Consider the following 19,671-nt stretch of genomic DNA (forward strand, 5'->3'; position numbering starts at 1 on the left):
CTGCACGGCTGCCTCAAAACCCACACCCACTACAACGAAAACACAGCCTGGGCACACCACACCACCACACAAACCAGACAAAACACCACCGCCGCTTGACAAACAAAACCCAGGGATGTCTTCAGGGACTTCAGCGGACGGGTGCGAGTGAGGGGCCGAGGCGGCGGGCGTGAACCACCGCGTCGTACACCCGGCCGAGTGACATAGGAGCCCAAGACCCCCGAAATTGTCGGACCCCAGTGGTGTCCTCGAAGGCGAGAGCGGTGACCCGGCCGGGGCCCGCGAACATCTGGAGGAGGCAGTCCCATGGCTGGAGACACGGTGATCACGGTGATCGGCAACCTGACGTCCGACCCCGAGCTCCGCTTCACCCCGTCCGGCGCGGCAGTCGCGAACTTCACCGTCGCGTCCACGCCCCGCGCGCTGGACAAGGCGTCGGGTGAGTGGAAGGACGGCGAAGCGCTGTTCCTGCGCTGCAGCATTTGGCGCCAGTACGCGGAAAACGTGGCGGAGTCGCTCACACGCGGCACCAGGGTCATCCTGCAAGGGCGGCTCAGACAGCGGTCCTACGAGACCAAGGAGGGCGAGAAGCGCACCGTCGTCGAGCTCGAGGTCGAGGAGATCGGGCCCGCGCTGCGCTATGCCACGGCCAAGGTGACCAAGGCCGGGCACGGCACCGGCACCGGCACCGGCGAGAGCGCCGACTCGTGGACGCGGACACCCGTGGCCGCCGGTGTGGGCGAGCCGCCGTTCTGAACGCGCGGCGCCGAAGAGCGGGCTTTCCCGGCGGATTCCGCCCGGAAAGCCCGCTTCAGGAGACTATGTTTCAGGAGACTATGGCGAGATGCTCGGCCAGGCGGCCGAGGAAGGGGCGCTGCCCGGCGCCGAGCTTCACCGCGGCCGTCTCGAGGTCGAACCAGCCGACCCGGTCGATCTCGGGGAACTCCTGCAGCGTGCCCGAACGCGGCGGCCACTCCATCTCGAACGTGCCGGGGTCGACCAGCGCGGGGTCGAGTTCCCCGGCCACCGCCCAGATCGTCACGATCTTGCCGCCGGACTGCTTGACCTCGCCCAGCGGGACGTACTCACCCTCGGGCGCGGGCAGGCCGAGCTCCTCCTGGAACTCACGCCGCGCGGCGGCCTCGGCGGTCTCGTCCTGCTCGTACTCGCCCTTGGGGATCGACCAGGCCGAAGCGTCCTTGCGGGCGAAGTACGGCCCGCCCATGTGCCCCAGCAGCACTTCGACCTCACCCGAGACGAAACGGAAGACCAGGATCCCGGCACTGCGCTTGACCGCCATGCCGCCCAGTCTCCCGTGCCGCCCGCCGGCTCGTTCAGGCACTCCTGCGCAAGGAGTCCAGTGCCCAGCGACCCGGGCCGACGAACGCGAAGAGCAGGAAGATCCAGCAGAACAGCACGGACTGCTCGCCCATGTTCTGCAGCGGGAAGAGGCCCATCGGCGCGTGCACGGTGAAGTAGGCGTAGGCCATGACACCCGAGCACAGCACGGCGGCGACCCTGGTGAACAGGCCCGCCAGCACGAGCGCGCCGCCGATCAGCTCGAAAAGGCTGCCCCACCAGCCGGGCCAGCTGCCGAGCGGCACCGCGCCGCCCGCGCCGTCGACTCCGCCGAAGGTGCCCCAGAGTCCCTGGGTCGCGTGGCAGACGAACAGGAAGCCGACGACGATCCGCGTCGCGGAAAGGACGAACTCGGTCGACTTGGCGCCGGTCTTGGCGGTGGCTTCGGTGGTGCTCTCGGTCCTGGTGGCCGTGGTGGTCATCGCACTGTCCTCTCGGTGGTGTCCGGTGGGCTTTCACCAGTACGTCGAGCGGCCCGGCGCGATTTCGACCTCGGCCGGAAAAGTTTTCGGACGAGTTTCCGCGGGGTCAATCTAGGAAGGTGATGTTCCTAGATGGGTGTCAGACTGGGACATGCTCGAAACCTCGGCACGCCTGCTCCGTCTGCTTTCGCTGCTCCAGATGCCCCGGGAATGGACAGGGACCGAGCTGGCCGGACGGCTGGAGGTCAGCGGCCGCACAGTGCGCAACGACGTCGAGCGGCTGCGGTCCCTGGGATATCCGGTGCACGCCACCCGCGGCGCCGTCGGGGGGTACCGGCTCGGCGCGGGCGCGGCCATGCCGCCGCTGCTGCTCGACGACGAGGAGGCCGTCGCGGTCGCGGTCGGGCTGCGGACCGCCGCCACCGGAACCATCGCCGGGATTGAGGAGACGGCGCTACGGGCGCTCGCGAAGCTTGAACAGGTGCTCCCTTCCCGGCTGCGCCACCGCGTCAACACGCTGCAGACCGCGATGGTCCGAGTGCCCGCGGACAATCCGGGGCCGACCATCGACGCCGCGACGCTCACCGCCATCGCGGCCGCGTGCCGGGACCGCGAGCGGCTCCGGTTCGACTACCGGGGGCACCGAGGCGAGCAGAGCGTGCGCGTCACCGAACCGCATCGGCTGGTCAACTGGGGGCGGCGCTGGTATCTCGTGGCCTGGGACGTCGACCGGGGCGACTGGCGGACGTTTCGCGTAGACCGGCTGGTGCCGAAAATTCCGACCGGGCCCCGGTTCAGCGCCAGGGAGGTGCCAGGGGGTGATGTCGCGGCTTTTGTCTCCCGGCGGGTTTCCGCTGCCGCTTGGCGGTACCGGGCGCGGGTGACCGTGCACGCTTCGGCCGAGGTCGTCGCCGAACGGATCAACCCCGCAGTGGGGGTGGTTGAGGCCGTGGACGCGCGGACCTGTGTGCTAGAGACCGGGGCCGACAGTGTGGAAACTGTGGCTGTCTATCTCGGGTTGCTGGGAGTGGACTTCACGGTGACGGAGCCGCCTGAGTTGGTTGAGGCGCTTCGGGTTCTTGCTGAGCGGTACCGGCGGGCTGTGTTTTTTGGCCAGCGCGCTCACAAACTCGCGCCGCCAGGTCGCCCCTGACTTCCAGCGTAAGTGCGGCTTTTGCTTGAAGGGGGGCGACCTACCGTCGCGAGTTGGGGCGGCCTGGCGGCCGCAAAGAGGGCGCGCGGCGGTGAAGTCTCCACTCGCAAAGCTCGCGGAGACGCTGTGGTCCCGGACCACAGCGGTGGCGGGGTTTTAGTGGAGCGTGTCGGGGACAAGTCTGGATGGAGCGTGACTGGCGCGGCTGAGTCTGGGCGGTTCCGCACACTGTGAAGTCTTGGGGTCCGAGGCCAAGCGTGGCCAAGTCTTGGAGGTCCGGTGACTGGCGCGGCTAAGTCTTGGCGGTTCCGCGCATTGTGAAGTCTGGGCGACCGGTGACTGTCATGGCCGAGTCTTGGGGACCGGTGACAGGCGTGGCTGAGTCTGGGCGACCGGTGACAAACGTGGCTGAGTCTTGGGGACCGGTGACAGGCGTGGCTGAGTCTGGGCTGCTCGTGGCGGGTGGCGGGTGGCGGGTGGGGGTGGGGGTGGCGCCGCTGTTAGTAGCTGGGGGCTAGGTCGTTGCGGGCCATTACGTGCTCCATCAGGATTGTCAGTACCTGCTTGGTTGAGTCGCGTTCGCGAGCGTCGCAGAGGAGGAGGGGTACTTCGGGGCCCAGGTCCAAGGCTGATCGGACCTCTTCGGTTCCGTAGCGGTAGGCGCCGTCGAAACAGTTGACTCCCACCACGAACGGGAGGTTTCGGCGTTCGAAGAAGTCCACCGCGGCGAAACAGCTGTCCAGGCGGCGGGTGTCTGCCAGGACTACCGCGCCCAGGGCACCTTCGGCCAGTTCGTCCCACATGAACCAGAAACGGTCCTGACCCGGGGTGCCGAACAGATAGAGGATCAACTCAGGGTTGATCGTGATGCGGCCGAAGTCGAGTGCGACCGTCGTGGTGGTCTTCTTTTCAACCCCCGAGAGGTCGTCGACACCCTCCGAGGCCGCGGTGATCACTTCCTCGGTGCGCAGCGGGGGCACCTCGCTGACCGAGGCGACCATCGTCGTCTTGCCGACCCCGAAACCACCCGCGATCAGCACCTTCACCGCGTTGGCGGTCAGCGTGCGCCGAGGAGGCTCAGAGTTTCCGGATGCCATCAAGAACCGCCTGGAGTACGTGTTTGTTGGGCTTGTCGGACGCCGGGGCCGCGGTGCGGAACAGCACGAGATTCTGCTCGATGAGATCGCTGAGCAACACCTTGACCACCGGCAAGGGCAGATCGACCCGGGCGGCCACCTCGGCGACCGAAGTCGGGTGCAGGCACAGGTTGAGGATCCGGCCGTACTCGGGCTCCAGCCCGCCGCCCACCTCGGCGGCCGAGCGCATGGCCACCACGAGCGTGATCAGGTCGAGACCGAGGGTGTCCGAACGCGTGCGGCCACCCGTGACGGCGTACGACCGGACCAGCGGCCCGGCCTCGTCCTCGAACCAGGCTTCGTGCCGGCCGTTCATGGCTGGCCGGGCGGAGCCGCCGTGGCGGCCCGGGGCGCCGCGGTGAGAACGGCCCCGACCCGCTTGACCATCATGTTCATTTCGTAGGCGACCAAGCCCATGTCAGCGTCCTCGGTGGCGAGCAGCGCGAGACACGCGCCACGACCGGCGGCCGTGACGAACAGGAACGCGTGGTCCATCTCGACCATGGTCTGGCGTACGTTACCGCCCCCGAAGTGCCGTCCGGTACCCCTGGCGAGGCTCTGGAACGCCGAAGCGACCGCGGACAGGTGCTCACCGTCCTCTTCGGACAGATTGCCCGACCGCCCGATGAGCAGGCCGTCCGCCGAGAGCACCACCGCGCGATCGGCGCCGGCGACCCGCTTCACCAGGTCGTCCAGCAACCAGTCGAGCTCACTGACCCCTGAATTGACCATTACTCGCGCTCTCCGTACCCATCGTTGATGTCGAGGTCTTCGTACTGCGGCTCAGGCTCCTGCTCACGGCCGCGCCGGGTGCCCTGCTGGAACGCCGAAAGACGGTTGCGCGCCAGTTCCGGCGTGTCCGGCCGGATCTCCTGCGTCGGCGCGGCGGGCCTGTCCTCCCGAAGCTGCGGGACCAGGCTCTGCTGACGACGTCGCTGCGGCAGAGCCGGCCTGCCGGGCGCCTCGGGACGGCTCGGCTGCTGCGGATGACCGCCCTGGGGCTGGCGGGTGTCCTGCGGCGGCCACGCCGGCGGGAGCTGGGCTGCGGGTTGCTGCGGGCGGATCGGCTCCGGCCGGGGCGGGCGCGGCGGCCGGGGAGGCAACGTCTGCGCGCTGTCCACGGGCAGCGGGGGCGCGGCCGACACCGGGGCAGGCACGCCGAGCGGCGGCTCGGTGCGGTGCCGGGCGCGGCGCAGCGGACGCACGGGCGGCATCACCGGAGCGCCGTTGTCCTCGGCGAGCACCGGCGTCGGCTCGACGATCGGGAGCTCGCCCGACGGCGATTCGCCGGACGTGGCCGCGCTGAGCAGATCGGACCGGACGAGCACGATGGCGCGGGTACCGCCGTAGGCCGATTCGCGCAGGTGGACCGAAATGCCGTGGCGCGCGGCCAGACGCGCGACCACGAACAACCCGAGCCGCGGTTCGACCGAAAGCGCCATGATCCCGAAGTCCGGCGGGTCGGCGAGCATCTGGTTGAGCTGGTCGCCCTGCTCCGGCTCGATGCCGAGGCCCTGGTCCTCGACCTCGATCACGACGCCCTTGCCGACCACGTTGCCGCGGACCTCGACCCGCGACTGCGGCGGCGAGAAGGAGGTCGCGTTGTCGATCAGCTCGGCGAGCAGGTGCACGAGGTCGCCGACCACCGGGCCCTGCACGGCGATCGACGGCAGCTTCGCCGTCTTGACCCTGGCGAAGTCCTCGGTCTCGGCCGAAGCGCCGCGCACCAGCTCGGTCAGGCTGACCGGGTTGCGCCACTGACGGCCGGGCTGGCCGCCGCCGAGGATGATCAGGTTCTCCGCGTTGCGCCGGGCCCGCGTGGAGAGGTGGTCGAGCTGGAACAGCGTGTCCAGCTGGTCCGGGTCCTCCTGCTTACGCTCGGCCTGGTCGAGCACCTTGAGCTGGCGGTGCACGATGACCTGGCTGCGATGCGCGATGTTGAGGAACACCGCCTTGGTGCCCTCACGGGTCTTGGCCTCGTCCACGGCGGCCGCGACGGCGGTCTGCTGCGCCTTGTTGAAGGCCTTCGCGACCTCGCCGATCTCGTCGTCGCCGTGGTCGAGCAGGTAGGCGCCTTCCTCGACGTCGACGTACTCACCGGCCCGCACCCTGGCCACGAGCTCGGGCAGCTGGACCTCCGCGACGTCGAGGGTGTCCTCGCGCAGCCGGGCCAGCCTGCCGATGAGCCGGTTCGACAGCCGCAGCGCGAAGAAGAACACCGCGACGGCGACGAGCAGCGCGATGGCCGCCGCGATCGCCGAGGTGAGCAGTGTGTTGTCGGCTTCGTCGATGGCGGTGTTGGTCGCGTTCGCGCTCTGCTGGACGAACACGGCCGACAGGCCGCCCCTGACCTGGGCCGCGGCGGCGCGCCACTGGTCCTCCGGCACCGGGAGCTTGGCCTTGCTGTTGGTCAGCAGCGTGTTCTCGACCGTGGTGACGGTCTTCCACGCGTCACTGGCGATCAGCTGGTCGTACTTGGCCCTGACCTCGGGAATCAGCCGTTCGACCGAGGCGTCGAGCTGGGTGCGGTAGGCGCCGACCTGGGTGACGAACGCGCGGTAGTTCTCGTCGGTGAACCCGCCGCCCGCTTCGGCGGCCGCGGCCAGCGCGTCGGCCCGCTGCATCTGGTCGGTCGCGATGAACAGCGGCACGGCGGTGATGCGGTCGAAGGCGTTCTGCGCGTTGGGCGCGTCCTGCGCCAGCCCGGTGAGTCCGTCGACGAACTGGTCGATGATCTTGTTGTAGTAACCGAAGGCGTCCAGCTGGCTGATCTGCCCGGCGTCGATCTGCTGGCGAAGCTGCGGGGCCTTTTGCAGCAGGCCGCTCAGGACGGCGATGTTGCGCTGCACACTCGCCGGGGCGTCGCCGATGAAGTTCTGCAGGTTCGCGCTGACGTCCGCGGCGGCGGCGTCGGTCTTGTCGCGCTGCGCGAGGAGCGTGGCGTGCTCGGTCTTGTTGCCGGCGAGCTCACGCAGGCTCAGCCGGCGTTCCTCCTGCACGGCGCTGAAGAACGGGAAAGACGGCCCCCCCGAGTTCCGGATCTTGGTCGCGAAGTCGCGGCCGTGCACGGCGTCGTAGATGAGGTAGCCGCCGACCGCGAACGCGGAGAGCAGCAGCACGATGCTGGGAACGAGCGCGATCGTCAGCACTCGTGAACGAATCGAAGAGCCCCGGCCTCGCCGAAGAGAAATCTGCTTCACCGTGGTCCCGTATTCCTTCCGGCAGTTCTTGGGTGTCGGGTAGCCGGGGGCTGATCACCCGGATTCCGAGAGCCGGATCAACTCACCGTGTCCGCTGCACCCGCGAAGACGGTAGGCAAACCCCGATGGGTGAGTCAAGTCCGGATGTGAGCAAGGGTCACGTTTCCCGTGACCTGCTAACGCGAGCCCGAACAGCCTGGAAATTGGATAACCGCTCACCGTGGTCGTTTGCCGCCTGGTCGCCAGGGCTTCACGTGGACGTATGGCCTGACAGGGCCTTGATCGTCCGGGAACGGTTCTGTCTCGGCGGTGTCCGTTGTGGCGGACGCCGATCACGCAACAATACTCCAGAGGCCGCCGAAAAGCGCCCGGTGACCTCAGTCACGCAGCGCAGTCAATTTCGTCACCCGAACGGCAACCGAGTGACTACCGAACTCTTGCGAGAAAACTAAAAATATCCGTATCCCGATTTATTTCCCCGCGCGGCACTCAATTCGACCGGAAAGAAAGCGCGGGTGGACGACTAGTCGTCACGGCCCTGCGGGCCGAGCTCCTCGTCGAGGATCGAGTCGACCCGCCGCGCGGCGTCGCGCAGCAGTTCGCGGCACGCCCAGACCAGGGTGCCGATCGCGCAGACGAGAATCGCCACCAGCAGGCTCTCGACCGGATAGGCGAGCACCACGCCACCGAACCGGAGCACGAGGAACACGAGCAGCGCGGCGCTCGGCACGACGAGATAGGGCGGGAAGTGGGCGCGACGATGCTCAGTCGAACGCGCGGCCGAAGGTGGGCGCATTTCACTCCCCCGAAAGCTTTTCCTTGCCCTGCAGCATAAGGATCTTGTTCATACCCCGGCCGCGAGCATACCAAGCTCCCCGGCGCGGATACGGGGAAACCTCACCCGAAAGGACTACGAATACACCGAGGAATAAGGCAAATGACTTTATAATACGAAAAGAATTCAGCTCCGCTCAGCTCGAAGTCACCGGTCACCGGGACTGACGAGACAGAACGTTCTCTACGCTGGTGTCATGACAGCCACCCCGACCGGCCGCCGGTCCGCGGCCAGGGAGCGCCTGCTGGAGACGGCGTCGCGGATCTTCTACGCCAGTGGCATCCACGCGATCGCCGTCGACGAGGTCATCACCGCCGCCGAGGTCAGCCGCGCCACCTTCTACCGGCACTTCCCCGGCAAGGAGGACCTCGTCCGCGCGTACCTCGAAGGCGAGGACGCCGCCATCCGGGCCAGGGTCGCCGAGGCCGCCGCGTTGCGGGCGGCCCCGGCCGAGCTGCTCAAGCTGCTGATGCTCGGCATCGGCGACGAGATCCGCGGTCCCGGCTTCCGCGGCTGCCCGTTCATCAACGCCGCCGCCGAGTACCCGGCCCCGGAGCATCCCGTCCGCCGCGTGGTGCGGGAGCACCGCACGTGGTTCCGCGGGGCGGTCGCCGGGGTCCTCGAGGCCACCGGCCATCCCGAACCGGCCGAGGGCGCGCGCGAGCTCACCCTGCTGCGGGACGGCGCGATGGTCGGCGGGTACCTCGAGGACGCCGCCGACGTCCGCGCGAGCCTGATCCGCGCGGCCGAAGCCGTCATCAGCGCACCTTGGCCAGCGTCGTGACGGCGCGCAGCACCTCCTCGTAGCGGGTGTAGAGCGGCGCCAGCCCGAACCGCAGCACGTTCGGCGGCCGGAAGTCGCCGATCACGCCCCGCGCGATGAGCGCGTCCATGGTCTGCCTGGCCGCGTCGTCGGCGAGCGAGATCTGATGGCCGCGCGCCGGGTCGCGCGGGGTCAGCACCCGGGTCCCCGGCAGGAGTTCGTCCACGCACCGCAGGAAGAATTCGCCCAGCGCCAGCCCCTTCTCGCGGACCGCGACGCGGCTGACGCCGTCCCAGACGTCGAGCGCGGCGTCCAGCGCGAGCATCGACAGGATGTCCGGCGTGCCCGCCCTGGCCCGGCTGATCCCCGGGTCCGCCCGGTAGTCCGCCCCCATCGCGAACGGGTCGGCGTGCCCGGCCCAGCCGGCGAGCGGCTGCTCGAAACCGCCGAGCAGGCGCGTCGCGACGTAGACGAACGCGGGCGAACCGGGGCCGCCGTTGAGGAACTTGTACGTGCAGCCGACGGCGAGGTCGACGTCGAGCACGTCGAGCTCGATGGGAATCGCGCCGACGCTGTGGCAAAGGTCCCAGAGCACCAGTGCCCCGGCCTCGTGCGCCACCGCGGTGAGCGCGGCCATGTCGTGCAGCCGTCCCGTCACGTAGTCGACGTGGTTGAGCAACACGACGGCCGTCCGCTCGGACAGCGCGGACGGCAGGTCGCCGGTGCGCACACGCCGGAGGGTGTGCCCGGTCAGCCTGGCGACCTCGCCCGCGATGTAGCCGTCGGTCGGGAAGGTGTCGCCGTCTAGGAGGATCTCGTCGCGGCCGGGGTTGAGCCGCACCGCGGCGACCAGCGCCTTGAAGAGGTTCACGCTGGTCGAATCGCCGACCACGACCTGGCCCGGCGCGGCGCCGACCAGGGGCGCGATCCGGCCGCCGACCCGCTCCGGCAGCTCCCACCAGCCCTCGGACCAGGACCGGATGAGCCGGCCTGCCCACTGTTCGCGCACCGCGCCGGCGAGCCGCTCGGCGACATGCCGGGGCGGCGCGCCGAGCGAGTTCCCGTCGAAGTAGGCGATCTCGGGGTCGAGGTCGAACTCGTCGCGTTTGGCGGCGAGGGGATCGGCTTCGTCGAGCGCCTCAGCCTCGGTCTCGAGCATCATTCGGTCACCTCTGAAGCTGTCATCTTCGAACCAATGTCGCCGGACTGGCTGAGCTGCGAAGCGGGGTGCGGCGAGGCCAGCGTGTTCCAGAAGCTGAGCTCGTAGCTCTGGAAGAGCCGCGCGTACGTCCTGGCCTCCCGGACGTCCAGCCTGCCCGCGTCGAGCGCCACCTGAACCGCGGTGACGGCCTGCGCCTCGACCTCCGGGACCGGCGTGGCGAAAAAGTCGAAGAACCCGCAGGCCTCGTCGTCGAAGCCGTACCGCGCACGCATCGCGGTGGCGATGGCGGCGCAGTAACGGCCCCACGCGGCGAAGTTGGCGATGAGCGCGACGATGACCTCCGCCGCTTCGCCGTTCAGCGCCAGCCACGCGAAGTACGCCGGATACGCCTGGCAGCCCGCGCGCGGCTCGTAGTCCCGCAGCGCGTCCTCGTCCAGCCCGGTCGCGGCGGCGAGCCCGGCGAGCTTGCCCAGCGCGAGGCCCTCCCCCGCCGCGAGCCCGCCGAAGAACTCCCGCGCCGTCTGTTCCTCCGCCCGGGAAGCCAGCAGGAGAAAACTGCGCCAGTCGCTGCGCACGATGCGGTGCTCCTCGGCCGCGATGGCGGCGAACACCGCGCGCGGCGCCCTGCCTTCGACGATCAGGGGCACCAGGCGGTTGTCTTCGTCGCGGGGCGCCAGCTCGGCCTGGACCGCGTCGAGAAGCTCACGCGCTGAACCGGTCATCGGGGATCGCTCCTGGGGTTCGGGGACTGTGCCCACCCATTCAAGCGTGATCACCTCGGACGTGGCGAGCGGCCGGTAGCCGACCAGGTGGGACCGGGGTTGGTGGACGGTTCGCGGCCGTGCGGCCTGGCCGCGGATCTCTATCCTCCGAGGCGCGGGTGCCCCTACAGTGTGGCCAAAGGCAGCATCGAGGAGGCCAGCGTTGACCACTCCGCAGTCCGTCGCCGAGCAGACCGAAGGCCAGACGATCCCGAAACTGGTCCATCGCAACGCCACCGAGTTCCCGGACCTGCCCGCGGTGACCTCGCTCGACATCGAGGGAAAGCCGACCCTGACCTGGCGTGAGTTCCGCACCGCGATCGCCGGGATGTCGCGCGGGCTCGCCGGGCTCGGCCTCGAAGCGGGCGACCGCCTGCTGATCATGGCGGCGAGCGGTCCGGACCACCTGGTGGCCGATCTGGCCGCCACGCACCTATCGGTGCTCTCGTGCACCGCCTACTCGACGCTGAGCGCCGAGCAGATCCGTTATGTGGCAAGGCACAGCGCCGCCAAGGTCGTCGTCATCGAAGGCGAGAAGGAACTCGGCCGCTGGCTGAGCGTGCTCGACGACCTGCCCGCGCTGCGGCACATCGTCGTCATGGACGCGTCGGTGATCCCCGCCGGTGACGACCGGTTCGTCTCCTTCGCCGACGTAGGGGCGAAGGGCGCCGAACAGCACGCGGCGGATCCATCGGCGTTCGAGCGGTCCTGGGCCGGGATCACCGCGGACGACCCGCTGTCGATGATCTACACCTCGGGCACCACCGGCGACCCCAAGGGCGTCGTGCTGTCGCACCGCAACGCGATCCACGAGGCGTACGCCGTCCAATCCCTGCACGGCACCTCGATGCACGCCACCAACGTCGCCTACCTGCCGCTCGCGCACATCGCCGAGCGCGAGCTGTCGGTGTACATGCCGATCGTCTGGGCCGGGCACGTGCACACGCTGGCCGACCCGTCCGGGGTGGTCGCGGCGCTCGGCCAGGTGCACCCGCAGAGCTTCTTCGGCGTCCCGCGGGTGTGGGAGAAGATGGTCGCGGGCATGAAGAACATGCTGGCCGCGGCCCCGGCCGACCGGCGCACGGCGTTGCTGGAAGCCAACGAACTACTGCAGCAGGGCTACAAGATGCGCAGCGCGGGCCAAGAGGTCCCGGCCGAACTCGCGGAGAAGATCGCCCGGACCGACGAGGGCGCGCTGGCGCCCATCCGCGCACTGCTCGGGCTGGACCAGGTGCAGGTCGCCTCCAGTGGCGCCGCCGCGCTGCCGGTCGAGATCCTGTTCTTCATCGCCGGGCTCGGGATCGAGATCAAGGAGGTCTGGGGCCTGTCCGAGACCACCGGCGCGGTCACCTCCAACTCCGGCGACGGGTTCAAAGCGGGCACCGTCGGCCGTCCGCTGGAGGGCTCCGAGGTCAAGCTCGCCGAGGACGGCGAACTGCTCGTCCGCGGGCCGACCGTGTTCCTGGGTTACCTGCAGGAGGACGGCTCGATCAAGCCGGACGTCGACGCCGACGGCTGGTACGCCACCGGCGACATCGGCACGATCGACGAGGACGGGTACGTCTCGATCACCGACCGCAAGAAGGAACTGATCATCACCTCGAGCGGCAAGAACATCGCGCCGACGAAGATCGAGGGGTTGCTCAAGGAGCACCCGCTGATCGGCCAGGCGGTCGCGATCGGCGACGACCGGCCGTACGTCACCGCGCTGATCGTGCTCGACGACGAGATCGCGCCCGCCTGGGCCGCGACGAACGGTATCGAGGCGGCGGACGTCGTTTCGCTGGCCGCGCACGAACGGGTCCGAGCGGAGATCGACTCGGCGGTGGAGTCGGCGAACAGCAGGCTCGCCCGGGTCGAGCAGGTCAAGCGCTACCAGGTCATCACGACGGCCTGGACGCCCGAAAGCGGCGAGCTCACCCCGACCCTGAAGCTCAAGCGCCGCGTCATCAACGAGCGCTACGGCCCGAACATCACGGAGCTCTACGCAGCAGCCCACACCGCCACCTAACCCTCGAGCACCTAACCCTCGAGCGGCTGACGGTCCCTGAAGGCCACCATGAGGGACTTAGACGCCCTCATGGTGGCCTTCAGGGACTTCAGGGACTCGCGGGTCAGGCGGTGCGGGTGGCTTCGGTCCACTTGCGGAGCCGGGGCGGGACGCGCTTCTCGAGGCCGTAGTTCTCGAGGTGGGCGCTGAAGACCTCGTCGAACGCGCGCTGGACGGTCTCGGTGTCCCAGACCTGACGTTCCAGGATCGGCTGCTTGAGGAACGGCTGGCCCATCACGTGCAGCTGCGGGCCGTTGCAGCGGATCATCTGACCGGTGATCCCGTGCGAGCCCGCGCCCAGCAGGAACAGCACGACCGGCGCGATCCGCGACGGCGTCCGGTCCGGCGGGCAGGCCCGCAGCGACCGCTCGGACTTCCACACCATGCGGGTGTGCGCGAGCGGGCAGACGGCGTTGACCCGGATCCCGGCGTCCTCCAGGTCCAGCGCCCAGGAGTAGGTCAGCGAGGCGACCGCGCCCTTGCTCGCCGCGTAGACGCCCAGCTTCCGCTGGCCGAGCGACGCGCCGGAGGAGATGTTCACGATCGAGCCGCCGGTGCCGGCCGCGACCATCGCCTTGATCGCGGCCAGCCCGGTGTACATCACCCCGAGCACGTTGACCTCGACCAGCTCCCTGGCCAGCTCGACGTCGTCCTCCCACGGCAACGCCTCGTAGTTGAGCCCGGCGTTGTTGACCAGGCCGCCGATCGAGCCGAACTCGGCCACGCACAGGTCGATGATCGCCTGGGCCTGGGCCGGGTCCGCCACGCTGTGCCCGCTCGCCACCGCCCGGCCGCCGAACGCGCGGATGCCTGCCGCCGTCCGCTCGGCCAGCTCACCGTCGATGTCGTTGACCACGACCGCCGCCCCGGCCTGCGCCGCGTGGACGGCGAACGCCTCGCCGAGTCCCCGTCCGGCGCCGGTCACCACCACGGCCATGTCCTGCAGGTGTTCGTTCATCGCTCCGCTCCCCGCTGCCTGTAAGCCCGACTGGCTTTCAGCCCGCCGCCGGTGACAAGCACCACTGCGCACCGCCGTGCCGCCGGTTCGTTTCCAGTGTTGGCCCATTCGGCGGAGCCGACACCGCGGCCACGGCGAACGGTGCCCGCCTTGCGCCAAGCGAGTGATCATCGATCGGTGCGGAGATACTCACGGACAGGTCAGGCAGACTCCGTTCGCCGATCACCCGGAGTAACCGCGCGCGCTCTTCGGTTCCTTCCGCAGCAGGTCGGCTGTTCGTCTGCGTGTAGTCAGCGGCATACTGAACGTTGATCCCCGGGCCGTTCGGTGTGACGCACCTGCCGGTCCCGTCACAGCACAGGACAGAATGCGGGCCGCAAACGTTCACCCGATCGGGGAAGTGACTAGCCGGTGAAGACCCACGCGACGCCGCGGCTCACGGCCGCACTCGGGAACCGCGAATTCCGCGCGCTCTGGTTCGCCGAGACGCAGTCGGTGCTCGGCGACCAGCTGACCACCGTGGCGCTGGCGATTCTGGTCTACCAGCGCACCGGCTCGGCCCTGCTCTCCGCGGCCGTCTACTCGCTGACGTTCCTGCCCGCGCTCGCGGGCGGCCTCGGCCTCGCGCAGCTGGCCGACCGCTACCCCCGCCACCTCGTGCTGATCACGGCGTCGCTCGGGCAGGCCGTGCTGGTCGGCCTGATGGCCCTGCCCGCCATGCCGCTGGGCGTCCTCTGCGGGCTCGTCGTCCTCGCCCGGCTGGTCAACTCGCCGGGTAACGCCGCGCAGAACGCGCTGACCAGGGAAGTCTTCACCGACGACGAGCTCTACCTGCGCAGCCAGGACATCCGGGGCATCACCACCAACACCGCCCAGCTGCTGGGCCTGGCCGGGGGCGGGCTGCTGGTGACCACCGTCGGCGCGAGCTGGGCGCTCGCGATCGACGCGGTCACCTTCCTCATCAGCGCGATCGTGGTGCGCGCGGCGGTGACGGCGCGGCCGGCGGCCGGGGACGGCACCGGGAGCTGGTTCGGCGCGGCCAAATGGGTGTTCGCCGATCGTCGCCTGCGCGTGCTGCTCTGGCTTTCGTGGCTGGTGGGCCTCGCGGTGATCCCGGAAGGCCTCGCGGCGCCGCTGGCGCATCAGCTCGGCGCCGGGGACCAGGCGGTGGGCTGGCTGCTGGCGGCCGACCCGCTCGGGTTCGTCGCGGGCGCGTTCCTGCTGTCGAAGTTCGTCTCGGCGGAGAACCGCCGCCGGCTGCTCGGTGTGCTCGCGTCGCTACCGATGGTGGCGCTGATCGGCTTCGGTGCGAAGCCGGATTTGGTGCTGGCCTTGGTGCTGCTCGCACTCGCGGGCGCGACGGGCGCCTACCTGATCACGGTGAGCGCCACGTTCATCACCTGGGTGCCGAACGAGCTCAGGGGCGGAGCGGGCGGGCTGTACCGCACCGGGCTTCGGGTCGCACAGGGCATCGGGGTCGGCCTTGGCGGATTAATCGCAGAATGGCTGGGGTCGGCGAACACCGCGATCTCGCTGGCCGGACTGGTCGGACTACTGCTCGCTATTCCCGTCGCCTTCGTCTGGCGACGCGTGCGCGGTGCCGGACCGGAACAACCGGCGACATGATCGACAACGCCGGAAACGGCCCGGGTCCGGGGACCGCCTTCAGAAGTCACGACTCGACACCTGAACTCCTTCTGCTCTTGCGGATGCACACGCGGAACGCTCGCCGCGGCGCGGACAAAAAAATCTCATCGGCGGTAAAACACCACGGATCAGAAGTCACGGCTCGACACGAGTGGCCACCTCCCTGTAACACCGACGACGAACAAATACACGATCTGCCTTCAGAAGTCACGGCTGGACACTTTGCGTCACCCCTTCCGCACGGAGCATGGGAAACCATTCACCTGTCAAGATCAGAAATCGCGGCTGGACAAGAAAATCACCTCCGGACGGCGGACACTTCGGCGGCGAGGCCGAGCCCGGGTGCGGCCTCGCCGCTCGACGATGTCGAACAGCTGATGACTGAGGATGGTACCGGCCGCAGAAAACTAACGTCGGCTGAGCGGGTACCGGAGAGATTACTCAACCCGTTAGCCGGAGCGGAAAGAGGTCACCATTGCCCGCCGTGCCCGGCAACGCACCCCGGCGGCCGGACGGCGCCGCGGGCACCGGCCGTCCACCAGCGGCTGAGCCGGGACCTGCCCGGCGGGAACCGGTGACCGAGAGCGGGCGGCCGGGCCCGGAAAGTGACGGCACCGCCAAGACCGAACGGCATCCGTACGACCCGCGCGCGTGGGCGCTGTGGAACCGCCCGGCCCGATTCGTCGCGTTTCTTTTCGGCATGGAAGCGCTCGCGGCCGTCATTATCGTCCTGGCATTCACCCATTCCGCCGTTCCGGGCGGGTCCGACTGGATACGGTTCGCGATTCTGGCCGCCGGCGCGACCGTGCATATCCAGCTGACCCAGCGCCAGGAGGAACGCAGGCGGGACCGGACCCGAACCGTTCTCATCGACCTGACGGCGGTGTGGACCTTTCCGGCGACGGTCATTCTCCCGCTTTCACTGACACTGTCGATCATCGCACTGGTCCGGATCCAGCATTGGTACATCGCCCGGCGCCCGGCGCACAACTTCGTGTTCTCGTCGATCACCCACGGGATATCGGGGACACTCGCGTATCTGACGTTCACCGCGTTCGGCCCGCACGACTGGGGAACGATGACCGGCTGGGAGCCGGTGCGCGAATTCGGCGTCCTCATCGTCACCGGACTCGTCTTCGAAGCCGTGCAGATCCTTTACATCGGCGGGATTCTCGCGCTCGGCGCCTCGGCGAAGCCGACGGTGAGCAGCGTGCTCGGCAACAAGGCGGACAACCTGCTCGAGGCGATCACCATCGGACTCGGTGCGGTGACGGCGATCCTGCTGCTGATCATCCCGCCGATGGTGGCCGTGATGGCCGTGGTGACGGTGGTGTTCAACCGGCTCGCGGAGATCGACCAGCTGCAGGACGACGTCCGCACCGACCCGAAGACCGGGGTGCTCAACATGCGCGGCTGGTCGGAGTCCGCCGAGCGGGCGCTCAGCCGCACCGCGCGGTCCGAGGACGGGCTCGCGCTGCTCATGATCGATCTCGATCATTTCAAGTGGATCAACGACACCTACGGGCATCCGGCGGGCGACGACGTTTTGCGCGACGTCGCCCAAACCCTGGACGAGGTGACCAGGCCGGCGGACCTGGTCGGCCGGTTCGGTGGCGAGGAATTCCTCATTCTTCTCCCCGAAATCGACGAATCCTCCGCCGAGCAGGCCGCCGAACGGGTCCGCCTGGCCATCGCCGAACTGCATATCGCGACCACGGACAAACGGGGCGGGAAAACGACCATCGCCGGCCGCACGACCTCGATCGGGGCGGCGCTGTTCCCCCGTCACGGTGAAACGCTCGAACAGCTGCTGCACGCCGCCGACGCCGCCGTCTACGAGGCGAAGGAGGGCGGCCGCAACCAGGTCCGGTTCGCCAGGCTGAACGGCCGGGCCGAGCCGCCGGAGGAGCTGGGCGGCGGATAACCCCCACCCGCGCGGGGGGTCAGCCCGATGCCGCCGCCGCGGGCGGACTGGCACCCTATGAGCCATGCCCGCCCCCGCTCCCCGCACCCCGGCCGCCCCGATCCGGCGGCCGCTGTCGACCTCGGGCTGGCTCCTGCTGGTCGTGCTGCTGGTGTTCGGCTTCGGTTTCGTCGCCTCCCGGGCGCCGTCCCCGCCCGACCAGGGCCCGCCGACCGGGGACGTGCTGGCGGCGCGCGAGGCGATCGACGCCCTCACCCACCCCGGCCCGAACCCCGACGCGCTGAACCGGCTGCCCGCCGACTTCACCGCGCTGACCGGGATCACCCCGGGCCGGCTGACGGCCAGGGACGGCACGGTGCGCGCGGTGCACACCGACGGTGGCTGCTCCACTCCCTGGGGTGACGACAACACCAAATGGGACTACGCCGTCCCGTGCAAGGCCCACGACCTCGGTTACGACCTGCTGCGCTACGCGGCGCGAAAGGGCCATCCGCTCGACCAGGACGCCCGCGCGGCCCTCGACGCCCGGCTCTCGGCGGACATGCACGCCGCGTGCGGGCTCAACCCGATGGACTCGCCCCGCACCTGCCAGCTGGTCGCCACGCTGTACTCCGCCGGACTGGTGATCAACTCGTGGCACCAGCGCTGGGGCCCGCCGGTCGGCGACCCGATCGGCCCGATGATCGCGGGCGTGCTGGTGATCGGCTGCCTGCTGGTGTTCCGGATGCGCGGCTGGCTGCAGACCCGGCGCTCGGCCGGGCTGCTCCCGGACGAGGAGCTGCTCCCGCCGGACGCCGCGCCGGTGAACCGCTGGGCGCTGCTCGGGGTCGCCGCGCTCTCACTGCTGATTCTCGGCGAGTCCGCGATCGCGCTCGCGCACTGGGCGGGCGCGAGCGAGCAGTCGCTCTGGCCGCTGACCTGGCTCGCCCAGCTCGCGCCCCTGTATTTCTTCGCCGGGGGCCACGTCAACGCCGCCGCCTGGCGCGCGGTGCCCGCCGTGGGCGGCCGATACCGGCACTACCTGGCCGACCGCGCCGGCCATCTGCTGCGTCCCGCGCTGATCTTCGCCGTGGTCGCGCTGGTGGTGCCGATGGCACTGGAGCTGCTGGGTGTCCCCGCCGGGACGAACGCCACCGTGATGCGGATCGCGCTGCACCCGCTGTGGCTGCTCGGGGTGTATCTGCTGACCGTCGTTTCGGCGCCGGTGCTGCTGACCCTGCGTCGCCGCGCCCCGGCCGCCGTCGCGCTCACCCTGCTGGGCCTGGTCGTGGCGGGCGAGCTGGCCGCGAACCTCTCCGGCTCGGCGTGGCCGCGCTACCCGGCCACGCTCTGTCTCGCGCTGCTCGCGCAGCAGATCGCCTTCGTCCACGCCGACGGCCTCCGCCCGGCGCGGCGGCTGCTCACCGGGTCGGCCGTCGCCGGGCTGGCCGGGCTCGTCGTCGCGAGCGTCGTCCTGGGCGCCCCACCTTTGCTACTGGGCGGCCCGGGCGCCCCGGCGGCTCTCTCCGCGCCCACCTGGGGCGTTTTGCTGCTCGGCATGACACAGCTGAGCGTGCTGGGCCTGCTGGCGGGACCCCTCGCGCGGCTCGGCGCCCGCCCCGTCGTCCTGGGCGCCGCCCGGTTCGCGCTGCGCGCGCCGATGACCGTCTACCTCTGTTTCCTCGCCGCGATGCTGCTGCTGGTCGCGCTCGTGTACCTGCCGGGGCAGCTGACGGACGTCTTCGGCTGGCTCGTCCGGCCGAACACCCTGCTCGCGCTGGCGCTGCTGGCCGTCCCCGCGGTCCTGGTGTTCTGGTGGTTCGAACGGCACTCCGCCGACCGGCGGCCCCTGCTCGTCCCCGGCGCGCCGGGCAGGCTCGCAGCCGTCCTCGGCCGCGCGGCGACCGCCCTGGGCATCGGCTACGCCACGCTGGGCGTGTTCGGCTTCGCGCTGGCCCGGTTCGGGGTCGCCGCGGCCGACGCGGACCTGCTGGGCCTGCGGCTCGACCCGATCCAGAGCCTCACTCACCTGCTGCTCGGGACGTTCCTGCTGCACACCGTCCGGATCGGGACCAGCGCGGCGACCGGCACCTGGGTGGCCTGCGCGATCGCCTGCGCGCCGGCGCTGCTCGCGGCCGCGGCCGCGGACCGGCCGGGCACCACCGGCCTCGTCCTGCACGGCGGCACCGCGGTCTTCGCCACGCTCGCCCTGGTCGCGACCCTGCTGCCCACCCCGGCGCCCCGGCGCGTCGCGTCCTGAAAGCAGGCCCCTGACCAGGCGACTTCGACGAATCGCCGTCGAAACGGGTGGTGGACACCACA

17 protein-coding genes are annotated in these 19,671 nt (G+C 69.9%); 7 read left to right on the forward strand and 10 right to left on the reverse strand.

What is annotated here, in order from left to right; translation table 11 throughout:
- The first annotated feature begins 306 nt into the window (after positions 1-306).
- Complete coding sequence (locus QMK34_RS24165; RefSeq protein WP_326416577.1) at positions 307-756, forward strand: single-stranded DNA-binding protein; 450 nt, start codon at positions 307-309, stop codon at positions 754-756.
- 70 nt (positions 757-826) lie between these two features.
- On the opposite strand, the gene QMK34_RS24170 is transcribed toward QMK34_RS24165, so the two are convergent.
- The gene (locus QMK34_RS24170) at positions 827-1,300 is read right to left on the reverse strand and encodes an NUDIX domain-containing protein (protein ID WP_326416579.1); all 474 of its coding nucleotides are present in this window, start codon (positions 1,298-1,300) and stop codon (positions 827-829) included.
- Positions 1,301-1,334: 34 nt separating this feature from the next.
- On the reverse strand, positions 1,335-1,781 hold the full coding sequence (locus tag QMK34_RS24175; protein ID WP_326416580.1) for a DoxX family protein: 447 nt from the start codon (positions 1,779-1,781) through the stop codon (positions 1,335-1,337).
- 151 nt (positions 1,782-1,932) lie between these two features.
- Here QMK34_RS24175 and QMK34_RS24180 point away from each other — a divergent pair, with 151 nt between their 5' ends.
- Positions 1,933-2,934 carry a helix-turn-helix transcriptional regulator gene (locus tag QMK34_RS24180; RefSeq protein WP_326416639.1) on the forward strand — a complete coding sequence of 334 codons (1,002 nt, stop codon included), beginning with the start codon at positions 1,933-1,935 and terminating at the stop codon, positions 2,932-2,934.
- Between the two features lie 500 nt (positions 2,935-3,434).
- Here the strand turns inward: QMK34_RS24180 and QMK34_RS24185 are convergent, their stop codons facing one another.
- The 5 genes from QMK34_RS24185 to QMK34_RS24205 all read right to left on the reverse strand — a co-directional run bounded on the left by QMK34_RS24185 (position 3,435) and on the right by QMK34_RS24205 (position 8,066).
- Positions 3,435-4,031, reverse strand: coding sequence for a GTP-binding protein (locus QMK34_RS24185; protein ID WP_326416581.1), 597 nt, complete (start codon positions 4,029-4,031; stop codon positions 3,435-3,437).
- Positions 4,012-4,386 carry a DUF742 domain-containing protein gene (locus tag QMK34_RS24190; protein ID WP_326416583.1) on the reverse strand — a complete coding sequence of 125 codons (375 nt, stop codon included), beginning with the start codon at positions 4,384-4,386 and terminating at the stop codon, positions 4,012-4,014. Before QMK34_RS24190 ends, QMK34_RS24185 begins: the two co-directional genes overlap by 20 nt.
- The gene (locus QMK34_RS24195) at positions 4,383-4,802 is read right to left on the reverse strand and encodes a roadblock/LC7 domain-containing protein (RefSeq protein WP_326416585.1); all 420 of its coding nucleotides are present in this window, start codon (positions 4,800-4,802) and stop codon (positions 4,383-4,385) included. Before QMK34_RS24195 ends, QMK34_RS24190 begins: the two co-directional genes overlap by 4 nt.
- Entirely contained in the window at positions 4,802-7,219 is a 2,418-nt protein-coding gene (locus tag QMK34_RS24200) for a sensor histidine kinase (protein ID WP_326416587.1), read from the reverse strand. The genes QMK34_RS24195 and QMK34_RS24200 overlap by 1 nt, the downstream gene beginning before the upstream one ends.
- Before the next feature lie 574 nt (positions 7,220-7,793).
- Positions 7,794-8,066: a hypothetical protein gene (locus QMK34_RS24205; RefSeq protein ID WP_326416588.1), complete on the reverse strand. Its 273-nt coding sequence runs from the start codon at positions 8,064-8,066 to the stop codon at positions 7,794-7,796.
- A 235-nt stretch (positions 8,067-8,301) separates the two neighbouring features.
- Here QMK34_RS24205 and QMK34_RS24210 point away from each other — a divergent pair, with 235 nt between their 5' ends.
- Complete coding sequence (locus tag QMK34_RS24210) at positions 8,302-8,889, forward strand: TetR/AcrR family transcriptional regulator (protein WP_326416589.1); 588 nt, start codon at positions 8,302-8,304, stop codon at positions 8,887-8,889.
- On the opposite strand, the gene kynU is transcribed toward QMK34_RS24210, so the two are convergent.
- Together kynU and QMK34_RS24220 are read right to left on the reverse strand one after the other, a co-directional pair.
- Positions 8,864-10,030, reverse strand: a complete 1,167-nt coding sequence (gene kynU, locus QMK34_RS24215; protein ID WP_326416591.1) for a kynureninase — start codon at positions 10,028-10,030, stop codon at positions 8,864-8,866. The two genes, QMK34_RS24210 and kynU, sit on opposite strands and share 26 nt — an antisense overlap.
- Positions 10,027-10,752: a transcriptional regulator gene (locus tag QMK34_RS24220; RefSeq protein WP_326416592.1), complete on the reverse strand. Its 726-nt coding sequence runs from the start codon at positions 10,750-10,752 to the stop codon at positions 10,027-10,029. The genes kynU and QMK34_RS24220 overlap by 4 nt, the downstream gene beginning before the upstream one ends.
- Before the next feature lie 202 nt (positions 10,753-10,954).
- On the opposite strand from QMK34_RS24220, the gene QMK34_RS24225 reads away from it, so the two are divergent.
- Entirely contained in the window at positions 10,955-12,802 is a 1,848-nt protein-coding gene (locus tag QMK34_RS24225) for an AMP-dependent synthetase/ligase (protein WP_326416593.1), read from the forward strand.
- A 103-nt stretch (positions 12,803-12,905) separates the two neighbouring features.
- Here QMK34_RS24225 and QMK34_RS24230 read toward each other — a convergent pair whose 3' ends face one another.
- Positions 12,906-13,799: an SDR family NAD(P)-dependent oxidoreductase gene (locus QMK34_RS24230; protein WP_326416595.1), complete on the reverse strand. Its 894-nt coding sequence runs from the start codon at positions 13,797-13,799 to the stop codon at positions 12,906-12,908.
- A gap of 411 nt (positions 13,800-14,210) precedes the next feature.
- Between QMK34_RS24230 and QMK34_RS24235 the strand changes: the two genes are divergently transcribed.
- The 3 genes from QMK34_RS24235 (at position 14,211) to QMK34_RS24245 (ending at position 19,609) form a co-directional block, all read left to right on the forward strand.
- A complete protein-coding gene (locus QMK34_RS24235; RefSeq protein ID WP_326416596.1) occupies positions 14,211-15,425 on the forward strand; it encodes an MFS transporter in 1,215 nt (404 codons plus the stop codon).
- Positions 15,426-15,921: 496 nt separating this feature from the next.
- The gene (locus QMK34_RS24240; RefSeq protein ID WP_442785200.1) at positions 15,922-17,370 is read left to right on the forward strand and encodes a diguanylate cyclase; all 1,449 of its coding nucleotides are present in this window, start codon (positions 15,922-15,924) and stop codon (positions 17,368-17,370) included.
- 64 nt (positions 17,371-17,434) lie between these two features.
- Positions 17,435-19,609, forward strand: a complete 2,175-nt coding sequence (locus QMK34_RS24245) for a phospholipase A2 (protein ID WP_326416597.1) — start codon at positions 17,435-17,437, stop codon at positions 19,607-19,609.
- Positions 19,610-19,671 lie beyond the last annotated feature (62 nt).

The organism is Amycolatopsis sp. H20-H5 (assembly GCF_035828755.1).
Classification (GTDB): domain Bacteria; phylum Actinomycetota; class Actinomycetes; order Mycobacteriales; family Pseudonocardiaceae; genus Amycolatopsis.

Bases quoted from the DNA above. Each gene is read 5' to 3' on its own strand.
- QMK34_RS24190 (WP_326416583.1), bottom strand. From the start codon at position 4,386: ATGAACGGCCGGCACGAAGCCTGGTTCGAGGACGAGGCCGGGCCGCTG.
- QMK34_RS24210 (WP_326416589.1), top strand. From the start codon at position 8,302: ATGACAGCCACCCCGACCGGCCGCCGGTCCGCGGCCAGGGAGCGCCTG.
- QMK34_RS24245 (WP_326416597.1), top strand. From the start codon at position 17,435: ATGCCCGCCCCCGCTCCCCGCACCCCGGCCGCCCCGATCCGGCGGCCG.
- QMK34_RS24165 (WP_326416577.1), top strand. From the start codon at position 307: ATGGCTGGAGACACGGTGATCACGGTGATCGGCAACCTGACGTCCGAC.
- QMK34_RS24185 (WP_326416581.1), bottom strand. From the start codon at position 4,031: ATGGCATCCGGAAACTCTGAGCCTCCTCGGCGCACGCTGACCGCCAAC.
- QMK34_RS24205 (WP_326416588.1), bottom strand. From the start codon at position 8,066: ATGCGCCCACCTTCGGCCGCGCGTTCGACTGAGCATCGTCGCGCCCAC.
- kynU (WP_326416591.1), bottom strand. From the start codon at position 10,030: ATGATGCTCGAGACCGAGGCTGAGGCGCTCGACGAAGCCGATCCCCTC.
- QMK34_RS24220 (WP_326416592.1), bottom strand. From the start codon at position 10,752: ATGACCGGTTCAGCGCGTGAGCTTCTCGACGCGGTCCAGGCCGAGCTG.
- QMK34_RS24180 (WP_326416639.1), top strand. From the start codon at position 1,933: ATGCTCGAAACCTCGGCACGCCTGCTCCGTCTGCTTTCGCTGCTCCAG.
- QMK34_RS24230 (WP_326416595.1), bottom strand. From the start codon at position 13,799: ATGAACGAACACCTGCAGGACATGGCCGTGGTGGTGACCGGCGCCGGA.
- QMK34_RS24175 (WP_326416580.1), bottom strand. From the start codon at position 1,781: ATGACCACCACGGCCACCAGGACCGAGAGCACCACCGAAGCCACCGCC.
- QMK34_RS24170 (WP_326416579.1), bottom strand. From the start codon at position 1,300: ATGGCGGTCAAGCGCAGTGCCGGGATCCTGGTCTTCCGTTTCGTCTCG.
- QMK34_RS24195 (WP_326416585.1), bottom strand. From the start codon at position 4,802: ATGGTCAATTCAGGGGTCAGTGAGCTCGACTGGTTGCTGGACGACCTG.